Genomic DNA, 12,508 nt, shown 5'->3' on the forward strand with positions numbered 1-12,508 from the left:
GTAATGGTTTAATAAAGTGAAATATTCGAAGCATTCATCGCTTCTACTTTTTCTTTAACTGCTGCAAGGAAGCGCCCACAGACAAGCCCATCCAACACACGGTGATCGAGAGATAAGCAAAGATTAATGATATCTCTAGGGCCCATCATGCCATTGTCCATGACAACCGGACGCTTAACGATCGATTCGACTTGCAATATTGCAGCTTGCGGGTGGTTAATGATACCCATGGATTGAACGGAACCAAACACACCAGTGTTGTTTACTGTAAACGTACCGCCTTCCACATCTTCCCTCGTTAATTTACCGTTTCGTGCTTTCGTTGCAAGTTCAACAATTTCTTTTGCAATCCCTTTAATGCTTTTTTCATCCGCATGCTTAATGACAGGCGTAAAGAGAACATTGCCAGACGCTACAGCGATGGAAATATTAATATCTTTTTTCTGAATAATTTTATCTTTTCCCCATGTCGCATTAAGTTCTGGAAATTGCTTTAAACTTTCAACAACCGCTTTAACAAAGAAAGCGAAATATGTTAAATTGAAACCTTCTTTTCGCTTAAAATCCTCTTTGATGCTGTCACGGTAAGCGACAAGATCAGTAACGTCTGCTTCAACCATCATCCAGCCGTGCGGTATTTCCTGCACGCTCCTAACCGTGTTGGCGGCAATCGTTTTACGGATGCCGGTTAGTGGGATTTCAATATCGCCAGCTGCGGGTTGTATTTCAACAACCCTCTCCTTTTCAGGTATGGCAGCTTCATCAGGCTTTTCAATGATTTGCTTTCCGCTGCCAATCACCTTTTGAACATCTTTTCTCGTAATCCTGCCGCCTTTCCCGGTTCCATTTAGCTTATTAAGATCGATTCCGTGCTCTTGCGCTAATGTTAAAACAGCAGGAGAATAACGGCGTTTGTTTTCAATGTTTAACATAGGTTCTTGTGTGGCAGGTTGAGATTTATCTTCTTCCTTCATACTTCTCGCATCCTTCAAATTCGGACCATCCGCTTCAAAATCTTCTACTTCTATGTAACAAATTAATTCGCCGACAGGGATGGTCTCACCCTCATTTGCAATAATTTGCGTTATCTTTCCAGAAAATAAAGCCGGTATTTCGGCAGTGACTTTATCAGTTAGCACTTCAGCGAGGGGATCGTATTTCTTTACGGTTTCCCCTTCTTTTACAAACCAATTATTAATCGTACCTTCTGTAACACTCTCACCTAGCTGGGGCATGATCACCTTTTTGGTTTTCACTCCTTGACCTCCTCCAAATCCTAATGAGGATGTTCAAAAAGTCTGGAGACTTACAGGATGCAAGTCAGTTCGACGTTATCACAGGACGTGATGCCTTTAGTCGAACTTCCTTAAGAGGCGGCGAATCTCTTTGTCAGCTTGCTCTTCCGCTCCTCACGTATCCTACAAACAAACATACGATGCGGTGCTCAGAGCTACGCTTCCTCGACCTTCTTGCCTCTCGTTGCCCTCCTTTTTGAACCCCCCATTCCAATTAAAACTCTGCTAATTGACGCAAGGCATTTTCTATCTTTATTGGGTTTATCATAAAAAATTTTTCAAGCGGTGCTGCATAGGGCATAGCGGGTACGTCAGGACCGGCAAGGCGCTGAACCGGCGCATCCAAGTCAAACAAGCAATTTTCGGCAATAATGGCAGATACTTCGCTCATGATACTGCCTTCTTTATTCGCCTCAGTAATTAAAAGAATCTTGCCTGTTTTTGATGCTGCTTGAATAATTGCTTCTTTATCAAGCGGATAGACCGTGCGCAAATCAAGCAGATGAACAGAAATCCCTTCTTTTTTCAAGTTTTCCGCTGCCTGCAAAGCAAAATGTACGGCCAGCCCATATGTAATAACGGTAACATCCTCGCCTTCACGTTTTACATCGGCTTTTCCAATTGGTAATGTGTATTCTTCTTCAGGCACTTCACCTTTAATCAGGCGGTAAGCCCGCTTATGTTCAAAAAATAAAACAGGATCCTCATCCCTGATTGCTGATTTCAGCAATCCTTTTACGTCATACGGTGTTGACGGCATGACAACTTTTAGACCCGGAACGTTTGCAAATAGCGCCTCGATCGATTGGGAATGATATAATGCGCCGTTCACTCCGCCGCCATACGGCGCACGAATGGTAATTGGACAACTCCAATCATTGTTCGAACGGTATCTAACTTTTGCTGCCTCTGAAACAATTTGATTAACCGCAGGCAGAATAAAATCGACAAACTGGATTTCAGCGACGGGCCGCATACCGTACATTGCTGCGCCTACACCGACGCCCACAATCGCTGATTCTGCCAAAGGCGTGTCAATCACTCTTTCTTTTCCATATTTTTTGTAAAGGCCATCTGTCGCACGAAAAACGCCGCCTTTTACACCGACGTCTTCGCCTAAAACAAAAACCTTTTTATCCTGTTCCATTTCTTCGTCCAGTGCTTGTGTCACTGCTTCAATGTATGATATGACAGGCATCCATTTTCCCCCTATTCCGCATAAACATGTTTTAAAGCTGATTCGGGTTCAGCGAATGGCGCTTTTTCCGCGTATTCTGTTGCTTCATCGATAAGATGTCCAATTCGCTCTTCTAATTCTTTTTCAAGCTTGTCCGTTAATACATTCGATTGCTTCAAATAGTCTGAAAATCGAATGATTGGATCATTCTTTCGATCTTCCTCTAACTCTTGCTCACTTCGATAGATTCGATGATCGTCATCACTGGAATGGGCTGTTAAACGGGTTGTCATTGCTTCTATTAAAGTTGGCCCCTCGCCTTTCCTTGCCCTTTCGGCTGCACGTTTTACTGCTTCATAAACAGCTAAAGGATCATTTCCATCAACAGTAAAACCCGGCATTCCATAGCCAATCGCACGATCGGAAACTTTCTCGCAAGCGAGCTGTTTAGAGGCGGGAACTGAAATGGCATATTGATTATTTTCACAAAAGAAAATAACCGGCAGCTTATGAACGCCCGCAAAGTTGGCGCCTTCATGGAAATCTCCCTGGTTGGAAGAACCTTCCCCAAAAGACACGAATGTGATAAAAGACTTGCCCTCCATTTTTCCAGCAAGCGCGATCCCAACCGCATGCGGCACTTGTGTTGTTACTGGAGATGACCCGGTGACAATACGGTTCCGCTTTTGTCCGAAATGTCCAGGCATTTGCCTCCCGCCGGAATTCGGATCTTCTCCCTTGGCAAATGCAGACAGCATAAGCTCTTTTGCAGTCATTCCAAACGCCAAAGCGACGCCTACATCCCGGTAATATGGCAATGCATAGTCCTTCTCCCGATCTAGTGCAAATGCGGCGCCAACCTGTGCCGCTTCCTGTCCCTGGCAAGAGACGACAAAAGGGATTTTCCCAGCACGGTTCAGCAGCCACATTCTTTCATCAATTCTTCTTGAAAGAAGCATCGTTTCATACATGTTCAAAACATCTTGATCCGTTAAGCCAAGTGATTCATGGTAATTATTGGACATTTTGTAGCCCCCTTTCACTATGCAGCTGTAATCCATCAACAGATAAAGCCGATTCAAAAATGATCTCAGACAATGACGGATGCGGATGAACCGTTTGTGAAATTTCCCAAGGTGTTGCATCAAGAACCTTTGCCAACCCCGTTTCCGAGATTAGCTCGGTTACTTGATGGCCAATCATATGGACACCAAGCAAGTCGTTTGTCTCCGCATCGACAACGAATTTGACAAAACCATTCTTTTCACCGTGAATGAGCGCTTTCCCATTTGCGTGGAATGGGAACTTCCCGGTCTTTATATGGTAACCTTTTGCTTTTGATTCTTTTTCAGTCAGCCCGACACTGGCAATTTCCGGGCTCGAATAAACGCATCTTGGAATGTCTTCGTAGTTCACCTTGTCAGGTTTAAGACCTGCTATATGTTCGACAGCTGTGATCCCTTCTTTTGAAGCGACGTGCGCTAATTGAAGGCCGCCAATGCAATCTCCAACCGCATAAATATGCGATTCCGCCGTCTGATAATTTTCGTTTGTTTTTATGTAATGAGCATCAATTTCGATTTCCGTATTTTCTAACCCAATATCATTAATGACTGCTTCCCGTCCAACGCAAACGAGCACCTTTTCGGAAACATATTCTTTTTGTTCCCCATTACAAGTGACTTGAATCTTTACGCTATCATTTTCTTCGATTGAATACGATAAAATGTTTGCATCTGTAACAATCTGCACATCTCTTTTTTTCAACTGAAGCGAAATTTCATTACTTATTTCCTTATCCTCGGTTGGCAATAGTTGTTCAGCGTACTCTAAAATGGTAACCTTCACCCCAAAATCAGTAAGCATCGAAGCCCATTCGATACCGATGGCTCCTCCGCCAATAATTGTAATTGATGCGGGTAGCGACTCAAGTTCTAACGCGTCATCAGACGAAAGAATATGTTGATTGTCATAAGGAATTTCCTTAAGCTGCCTGGGGCATGAGCCTGTTGCAATGATAAGATTTTTCGGAGCAAGGATTTGATTCTCTGCCCCATTATTCATTTCGATTGAAACAGCGCCAGCAAGCGGAGAAAAAATCGAAGGGCCCAACAATCTTCCTGTTCCTTCATAAACGTCTATTTTTCCTTTATTCATTAAGGATTGAATCCCTTTGTACAACCTCTCGACAATTGTTTTTTTTCTCGTTTGGACTTTGGAAAAGTCCAGTGTTGCATGATTAGTCGAGATTCCGAAATCCATGGCGTTTTTTACAGTTTTGTAAACTTCTGCGCTTTTTAAAAGGGACTTGCTCGGAATGCACCCGCGATGGAGGCAAGTGCCTCCCAATTTATCTTTTTCAACAATTGCTGTTTTTAAATTCAACTGGGCGGCGCGAATGGCTGCAACATAGCCGCCCATTCCCCCTCCTAAGATGACAAGATCATAATCGTTAGCCATTTCATACGTCCTTTCAATTCCAAAAAACCTCTTTAAAGTAATGGTAAAGTTCAAAAAAGGAAAAAAGCGTTCAAATTCAACTAAACAGGCTGCGTCCTGTGGCCAAAGTCGCCATCCTGGCTCTTGCACAGGATGGCTGACTGCGGATTAAGGTACAACGCCTAAATTCCCTACGTCCAGTGGAAACGTGGCACTCATGCACATCCTGCGAGCGGACGTTTTGAGCGAACTTATAAGTTTTTACGTCTTAATATATGCTTCTCCCTTAACAAAAATTGCGTACGGGAATTTTTTATTTTTTCGATTCGTTCCTCTGCCAATCGATCAGCAGCTCGATAGGTCGGAATCTGATCCCGTTTTGAGATGTCAATCACCTTTTTTATATTATCATAAATTGATTCAACTTTTTTCATCGCACGTTCCCTATTATAACCGATCAATTCATCTGCGACATTAATTACCCCGCCGGCATTGATTACATAGTCCGGGGCGTAGATGATCCCCATTTCATGAATGATATCGCCATGGCGTGATTCTTTTAGCTGATTGTTTGCAGATCCGGCAATCACTTTCGCTTTAAATTGGGAAATTGTCTTGTCATTTACAACAGAGCCAAGCGCACATGGAGAGAAAATATCACATTGAACCGAATAAATTTCGTCCGTATCGACCGCTTTTGCGTTAAAATCCCGAACCGCCCGTTCAACCGACGATTTTTTTATATCTGTCACGATTAGTTCAGCGCCCTCTTCATGCAAATAGTTGCATAAATGATAGGCGACATTTCCAACTCCTTGTACGGCAATTGTTTTCCCTTTCAGACAATCTGTCCCGAATGCTTCCTCAGCGGCTGCTTTCATTCCTTTATAGACGCCGTAAGCCGTAACCGGAGCAGGATTGCCTGATGAACCGAATGCAGGTGAAATCCCTGTAACAAAGTCAGTCTCTTCGTGAATGATGTCCATGTCTTCTACCGTCGTGCCGACATCTTCCGCCGTGATGTATCGTCCATTCAAACTTTGTACAAAACGGCCAAAGGCTCGAAACATTTCTTCACTCTTATCCTTGTTTGGATTTCCGATAATCACCGTTTTTCCGCCGCCATAATTAAGGCCTGCCGCCGCGTTTTTATATGTCATTCCTTTCGCAAGCCTTAAGGCATCCTCCAAAGCTTGCTCTTCCGAATCATACTCCCACATCCTCGTTCCGCCAAGTGCAGGGCCAAGTGTCGTATCATGAATCGCAATAATTGCTTTTAAACCAGAATTTTTATCTTGGCAAAACACGATTTGTTCATAATCATCATTTTTCATCTGATCAAAAATAGCCATTTCCATGCCTCCTCTTACAAAAATGGTTTTTTCTTAGGTTCTCTTCAGGCAAAACCGCGCTGCTAAAGACCAATTAATCAGCATTGTTCATTAAAATAAGGATGTGGCGTTTTTCTCGCTGTTTGTTATGCTATATCATATGCCTTCAATAATATTTACCGTTACTATCATACCTTTCGGAGCGCAGTAATGGCAAATGTACGAGCCTTCGGTTATACTTTAAAAAGAAAGCGGTACATATTCGAGCCCTTTCGAGTAGCCGCACAGGATTTTAATAAAGGGTGGATACATGTATGCAAAGGCTTTTGGCTTTATTAATTGTTGTTTCTCCTGTTTTGCTTGGTGTCTATGGAATTAAACAAATGAGAGATACGTTGTTTGGAATATTAAATTCACCTTATCCAGTTCTTTGGCTGCAATTTTTAATTGGTTTCCTTGCCTTCATCGTTGGGCTTTTTTTCATTGGAAGTTTTATTTTTTATCGAGATCGAAAAAGAAACAAGCTTCAACCCCGCTTCTCAAAAAACGATAATAAATAAAATGCTCTTGATTGTTGAATAGCTTCAACAGTCAAGAGCACCTTTAATTTTTACGATCATTAGGCGAGAACGCCCTTCATTTCAAAGGAGAGAGGATGTCACTTGCTATTCGAAATGACAGAAGGAATATTATGTTCGATTCTTAATTTGTCCGCGACCATGGCGATGAACTCAGAATTTGTCGGCTTTGCTTTGGACATTGAGACGGTGTAGCCAAATAATGAAGAGATTGAGTCAATATTCCCCCGGCTCCAGGCAACTTCTATCGCGTGGCGAATCGCCCGCTCAACACGGCTGGAAGTTGTTTTATATTTTTTTGCGATATCGGGATAAAGAACTTTTGTAATAGACCCTAACAAATCAATATCATGATAAACCATCGAAATGGCTTCTCTTAAATACATATATCCCTTGATATGCGCAGGAACGCCTATTTCATGAATAATATTTGTTATACTTGCATCAAGATTTTTCACTTTTGATTCTTTTTGCAGCTGGACAGGTGCAGAACTTTGAATAAATTCAGGTTTCTTCCCGTTTATTTGGCGAATTGTGTTTACTAAATTTTCCATATCAAAAGGTTTTAAAATAAAGTATGCTGCACCGAGTTCAACTGATTTTTTTGTTACATCTTCTTGGCCAAAAGCGGTTAACATAATGACATTTGGGTGTGCGCTACCTTTACGTATTTCTTCAAGAACAGCTAACCCATCCATATGAGGCATAATAATATCAAGCAATAGCACGTCGGGCCTCTTCTCGTTAATCATTTGGATACACTCAAGGCCATTATGAGCGGTTCCAACTACTTCCATGTCATCTTGGGCACCTAAGTATTCGTTTATAAGATGAACGACTTCCCGATTATCATCTGCGATACCTACTTTTGTTTTTAACAACGACAATTCCTCCTCAGTTTTCAAGTCCCATCGATAAAAATATTCATAATGGTTTCTTCTTTTTTCCTTTTTTCATTATAACATGTAATTTTATCCATAAAATCTTAAATTGACTTTATTTTTCTATATTTTTCGACTTCATTTGCCACTTGTCTGTCGATTTTTGGGCAAGAAAAAGGGCGGGAGCTTAGCTCGCCACCCGCTTTTCTTTGCTTTCCTTCTTATAAATATCGATTCCAGCTTCTTTTAGCATCCATTCAATATGAACTCCGTATCCACTTGTTGAATCGTTCACGAATACGTGTGTGACAGCACCGACCAATTTATCGTTCTGAATGATTGGGCTTCCGCTCATTCCTTGGACAATTCCCCCGGTTTTTTCAACGAGCCTAGGATCTGTCATTTTTACAACCATTCCCTTGGTTGCGGGGAATTTTTGTTCTACAGAGCTTATGATTTCAATATCAAAAGCTTCCACTTTGTCCCCCTCAAGGACAGTCAAAATTTTCGCTGGGCCTTCTTTCACTTCGCTTGATAACGCAATTGGTATGGGTTTATCGTAAATATTGTTTTTTAGTGAGTGATTTAATTTGCCAAAAATACCGAAAGGGCTGTTTGTCGTAATTGTTCCAAGTGGCTTTTCGTTTGTAAATTGAGCCAACTTTTCCCCTGGATGGCCATTGCTGCTTTTTTCAATTGAATTGACAGATGAACTAAGAATTTGGCCATTATTTACAATAATGGGTTTCTTTGTGTCCATATCTGAAATGACATGGCCAAGCGCTCCGTATTTACTCGATTCCGGGTGGTAAAATGTTAATGTGCCAACTCCGGCGGCTGAGTCACGAATATATAATCCGATCCGGTACGATTTCTCATTGCTGTCTTTTACAGGCTTTACCGTTTTTTCAAATTTTTTATTGTCACGCAAAACTGTAAAGTTCAGCTCTTCTCCAGTTTTGCCGGCTTTTTCAATATAAGGGGCGAGATCAGCCATATGCTTCACTTCTTCGCCATTAATTTCTGTTATGACATCTCCCACTTTAATGCCAGCATTTTCGCCTGGCGATGTTTCTCCTTGCTTCGTATTAATAAGATGGTGGCCTACCACCAACACCCCATATGTGTTTAATTTAACCCCGACCGATTGTCCGCCGGGTATCACACGAAAATCAGGAAGTACGTTTACATCGACTTTTTTTACGGGAAAGTTTCCTGCGCTGACTGTTATGGAATCACTCCCTGCATCGTCGCCTTCCAAGGTTAAAGAATCTTCTGTAGAATCTTTAAACGAAAAAATCGCTTCGTTGTTTTTAGAAACGCTTGATTGAGCAGGTATATCCGTGATCACAACTTCGTCATTCTCAAATAAATGAATTTCGTTCGGTACGTTTAAATATTGTTGAACCGGTTTTAGAAACCCGATACTAATCAAGAAACAAAGGAGAACTAAACCGATCATCTTTCTTATGTTATCTATTTTCAAACCCTTCACTCTCCTCGCTCCTTATCCACACCTCCATTATGGCTACATGCATCATGGCTGCATTCTTATATTTAACCTTGGGCTTAAATATTATAACAATAAGGCAAAGAAAAGCTATTCCACTATTGGATAGCTTTTCAAGATGACGATTTATTTTTCGATGCAAGCTTAATTAATTCTTTTGCATGCTGTTTCGTTAATTTTGTCATTTCTACTCCAGAGATCATTCTTGCCACTTCTTTTACTTTTTCATTTTCAGACAATTTCGTAACATGTGTGACGGTCCGATTGTCATTTGTGATTTCTTTTGAAATATAGAGATGGCTATCTGCAATTGCGGCAACTTGTGGTAAATGGGTGATGCAAAAAACTTGCGAAGTGATGGATAGTTGTTGAATTTTCTCTGCCATGGCTTGAGCAACACGACCGCTAACTCCTGTGTCAACTTCGTCAAAAATAATGGATGTGATTCCTTGCTGGTTGGAAAATATCGTTTTTAGGGCTAGCATGATTCTTGAAAGTTCCCCTCCAGAGGCCGTTTTTGTTAAGGGCTTTAAGGGTTCGCCTGGGTTTGTCGAAATAAAAAATTCAATTTGATCAATGCCGTTTTTTGAAAAATTTACATTGGCTTGATTTGTTTCTAAAGGGGTAAACTGAACGGCAAAGGTTGTTTTATCCATATAAAGTGATTTCAATTCTGCATGAATATGTTCAACGAGTGAATCTGCAACTTTTTTTCGAATCGCACGGAGGTTTTTTCCTTCTAATTGGAGTGCGGCTGCTGTATCTTTTAGTTCTTTCTCTAATTCACTAATATGTTTTTCACGGTTGGAGAGTGTTTCAATCTCCTCTTCAATGCCTGCGGCGTATTCAAGAATGCTTTCAATGGAGTCACCATATTTTCTTTTTAGCATATTAATTTCATTTAAGCGTTCCTCAATCTCATCAAGCCTTGAAGGATTGTATTCAAGATGGTCAAGTTTATCTCTCAACTGGGAAGTTGCGTCTTCCAAAACATAAAAACTGTTTGTTATGGCTTCATGTATATTTTGGAGTTCCCCGTCAAGCTCTGAAACGCCGTCAAGAAACGCCATCGCATGTCCCACCCAATCAAGTCCTTTATTGTCTTGAGACAAGGCTTCATAGGCGCTTCCTATGGACTCGAATAGCTTTTCAAAATTAGACAATTTTGCTTTTTCTTCAGATAGCTGTTCATCTTCATTGTTCATGAGATTTGCTTCTGTAATCTCTTTTAGCTGATATTGAATCAAATCGAGACGGTGGGCAATTTTCTGCTCGTTTTCTGATAAATGTTTTCGTTGCTTATTCAGTTGATTGAATTTATTATAAAGTTTTCTATATTCTTGGAGTGCAGGATAAATAAGCGTTTTCCCATATTCATCAAGAAGCGTAACATGGTTTTCTGATTGCATTAAATCTTGATGCTCGTGTTGGCCGTGAATATCAATTAGCGTCCCACCAATTTCACGCAAAATACCAAGTGTAACGAGTTTGTTATTAATCCGGCAAACGCTTTTTCCGGTGTGTGAAATATTTCTTTGGAGAACGATCATGCCTTCTGACGATTCAATTCCGAGTTCTTCAAGCTTTTTGATCGCCTTATGCTGCCCATCAACAAAAAATAAGCCTTCAATTTCTGCTTTATTTTCACCGAAGCGAACGTATTCGGAAGAACCCCTTCCGCCTGAAAGCAATTGAATGGCATCGATTATGATAGACTTACCTGCTCCTGTTTCCCCAGTTAACACAGTTAGGCCTTTTTCAAAAGACAGTGAGAGCGCCTCAATAATTGCAAAATTTTTTATCGATAATTCAGCAAGCATTTCTAATCACACCCTTTTTAAAATACGTGTTCAAAAAGGAGGACAACGAGAGGCAAGAAGATCGAGGAAGCGTAGCTCTGAGTAACGCAGCGTATGTTTGTAGGATACGTGAGTAACGGAAGAGCAAGCTGACGAAGAGATTCGCAGCCTATCGTTCCCGGACTTTTTGAACATCCTCTCAAAGCATGCCTAAAAACCGCTTCGTAATGCTTTGGCTCTGTTTTTTGCCCCGGCAAATGATTAAGATTGTATCATCGCCGCTTATCGTTCCCATGATTTCTTCCCAATCCAAATTGTCAATTAAAGCAGCGACGGCGTTCGCGTTTCCCGGGAGGGTTTTCAATACAACCAAATTGTCCGCATAATCAATGTTTATAAAGCTGTCGATTAACGTCCTTTTTAATTTTTGCAGCGGATTAAAACGATTGTCAGCAGGCAAACTGTATTTGTATCTGCCATCCTGCATAGGGACTTTAACTAAATGCAACTCTTTAATGTCCCTCGAAACGGTTGCTTGGGTTACATTATAGCCTGCTGCTTTTAAAGCTTCGACAAGTTCATCTTGCGTCTCTATTTCTCTATTTGTAATAATTTCCCGGATTTTAATATGGCGTTGGCCTTTCGTCACTCAACTCACCCCACATTCCGCAACAACATTTTATGTTTTCTTTAACTGCTCATGAGCTTCTGCAACAACCTGCTCCGGATTTAAAGCGTCCAAAACCTCTCCGGTGCCTGTCCATTGCAATAAAAGCAAAAATTCAATATTTCCGTCTCCCCCCGTTATCGGGGAGTACGTGAGACCGCAAACCGAATAACCGAGCTGCCGGGAAAAGTCAACCATCTCAAGTAGCACACGAATGTGCGTTTTTGCTTCCCGTACAATTCCCTTCTTGCCGACTTCTTCCCTGCCGGCTTCAAATTGCGGCTTAACCAAGGCTACAACAAATCCTTCTTTCTCAATGATTTCAGTGAGTCTCGGCAAAATATTTCTCAAGGAGATAAAGGATACATCAATCGTTGCGAAAGCAGGCTTATCCTCTTCAAAGTCTTCCGGTTCCGCGTAACGGAAATTTAGGCGCTCCATCACAATAACACGTTCATCCTGCCGCAACTTCCAAGCAAGCTGGTTATAGCCAACATCGACGGCATACACTTTATTTGCGCCATTCTGGAGCATGCAATCAGTAAAGCCTCCGGTTGAGGCGCCAATATCGATGGCAGTTATACCTTTAAGATTTAGTTTAAAGCATTCGATTGCTCTTTCAAGCTTGAGCCCTCCGCGGCCCACATATTTCATTTTCGATCCTTTCACAGTTATGACAGATTCGGAATCTATTTTCATTCCGGGTTTATCAATCCGTTTTTCGCCGCTGAAAACGAGCCCTGCCATTACTGCCCTTTTTGCTTGTTCCCTCGTTTCAAAAAATCCTTTCTCAACGAGCAAAAGATCGACTCTTTCTCTCTTATCCATTGG

At 41.5% G+C, this 12,508-nt stretch carries 11 protein-coding genes; 1 reads left to right on the forward strand and 10 read right to left on the reverse strand.

Features of this window, described 5'->3' with window-relative positions:
* Positions 1-8: 8 nt before the first annotated feature.
* The 5 genes from DCC39_RS01735 to DCC39_RS01755 form a co-directional block, all read right to left on the reverse strand.
* Positions 9-1,256 carry a dihydrolipoamide acetyltransferase family protein gene (locus DCC39_RS01735; protein ID WP_116553157.1) on the reverse strand — a complete coding sequence of 416 codons (1,248 nt, stop codon included), beginning with the start codon at positions 1,254-1,256 and terminating at the stop codon, positions 9-11.
* A gap of 253 nt (positions 1,257-1,509) precedes the next feature.
* The gene (locus tag DCC39_RS01740) at positions 1,510-2,493 is read right to left on the reverse strand and encodes an alpha-ketoacid dehydrogenase subunit beta (RefSeq protein WP_116553158.1); all 984 of its coding nucleotides are present in this window, start codon (positions 2,491-2,493) and stop codon (positions 1,510-1,512) included.
* 11 nt (positions 2,494-2,504) lie between these two features.
* Positions 2,505-3,497, reverse strand: a complete 993-nt coding sequence (locus DCC39_RS01745; RefSeq protein ID WP_116553159.1) for a thiamine pyrophosphate-dependent dehydrogenase E1 component subunit alpha — start codon at positions 3,495-3,497, stop codon at positions 2,505-2,507.
* Entirely contained in the window at positions 3,487-4,932 is a 1,446-nt protein-coding gene (gene lpdA / locus DCC39_RS01750; RefSeq protein ID WP_116553266.1) for a dihydrolipoyl dehydrogenase, read from the reverse strand. Before lpdA ends, DCC39_RS01745 begins: the two co-directional genes overlap by 11 nt.
* A gap of 230 nt (positions 4,933-5,162) precedes the next feature.
* Positions 5,163-6,263, reverse strand: coding sequence for a Leu/Phe/Val dehydrogenase (locus DCC39_RS01755; RefSeq protein WP_116553160.1), 1,101 nt, complete (start codon positions 6,261-6,263; stop codon positions 5,163-5,165).
* 293 nt (positions 6,264-6,556) lie between these two features.
* Between DCC39_RS01755 and DCC39_RS01760 the strand changes: the two genes are divergently transcribed.
* A complete protein-coding gene (locus DCC39_RS01760) occupies positions 6,557-6,802 on the forward strand; it encodes a DUF2627 domain-containing protein (RefSeq protein WP_116553161.1) in 246 nt (81 codons plus the stop codon).
* Positions 6,803-6,900: 98 nt separating this feature from the next.
* On the opposite strand, the gene spo0A is transcribed toward DCC39_RS01760, so the two are convergent.
* The 5 genes from spo0A to DCC39_RS01790 all read right to left on the reverse strand — a co-directional run bounded on the left by spo0A (position 6,901) and on the right by DCC39_RS01790 (position 12,505).
* Positions 6,901-7,701, reverse strand: a complete 801-nt coding sequence (gene spo0A, locus DCC39_RS01765; protein ID WP_116553162.1) for a sporulation transcription factor Spo0A — start codon at positions 7,699-7,701, stop codon at positions 6,901-6,903.
* Between the two features lie 187 nt (positions 7,702-7,888).
* Complete coding sequence (gene spoIVB / locus DCC39_RS01770) at positions 7,889-9,187, reverse strand: SpoIVB peptidase (protein WP_116553163.1); 1,299 nt, start codon at positions 9,185-9,187, stop codon at positions 7,889-7,891.
* 137 nt (positions 9,188-9,324) lie between these two features.
* The gene (gene recN / locus DCC39_RS01780) at positions 9,325-11,031 is read right to left on the reverse strand and encodes a DNA repair protein RecN (RefSeq protein ID WP_116553165.1); all 1,707 of its coding nucleotides are present in this window, start codon (positions 11,029-11,031) and stop codon (positions 9,325-9,327) included.
* Positions 11,032-11,209: 178 nt separating this feature from the next.
* The gene (gene ahrC / locus DCC39_RS01785) at positions 11,210-11,659 is read right to left on the reverse strand and encodes a transcriptional regulator AhrC/ArgR (protein ID WP_116553166.1); all 450 of its coding nucleotides are present in this window, start codon (positions 11,657-11,659) and stop codon (positions 11,210-11,212) included.
* Positions 11,660-11,689: 30 nt separating this feature from the next.
* Entirely contained in the window at positions 11,690-12,505 is an 816-nt protein-coding gene (locus DCC39_RS01790) for a TlyA family RNA methyltransferase (RefSeq protein ID WP_116553167.1), read from the reverse strand.
* Positions 12,506-12,508: the final 3 nt, after the last annotated feature.

Origin of the sequence: Pueribacillus theae (assembly GCF_003097615.1) — a bacterium.
Classification (GTDB): Bacteria; Bacillota; Bacilli; order Bacillales; family UBA6769; genus Pueribacillus; species Pueribacillus theae.

What these genes read in the sequence shown, in the direction of transcription:
- recN (WP_116553165.1), bottom strand. Translation starts at nt 11,031, where the DNA reads ATGCTTGCTGAATTATCGATAAAAAATTTTGCAATTATTGAGGCGCTC.
- DCC39_RS01740 (WP_116553158.1), bottom strand. Translation starts at nt 2,493, where the DNA reads ATGCCTGTCATATCATACATTGAAGCAGTGACACAAGCACTGGACGAA.
- DCC39_RS01760 (WP_116553161.1), top strand. Translation starts at nt 6,557, where the DNA reads ATGCAAAGGCTTTTGGCTTTATTAATTGTTGTTTCTCCTGTTTTGCTT.
- DCC39_RS01790 (WP_116553167.1), bottom strand. Translation starts at nt 12,505, where the DNA reads ATGGATAAGAGAGAAAGAGTCGATCTTTTGCTCGTTGAGAAAGGATTT.
- DCC39_RS01745 (WP_116553159.1), bottom strand. Translation starts at nt 3,497, where the DNA reads ATGTCCAATAATTACCATGAATCACTTGGCTTAACGGATCAAGATGTT.
- lpdA (WP_116553266.1), bottom strand. Translation starts at nt 4,932, where the DNA reads ATGGCTAACGATTATGATCTTGTCATCTTAGGAGGGGGAATGGGCGGC.
- DCC39_RS01755 (WP_116553160.1), bottom strand. Translation starts at nt 6,263, where the DNA reads ATGGCTATTTTTGATCAGATGAAAAATGATGATTATGAACAAATCGTG.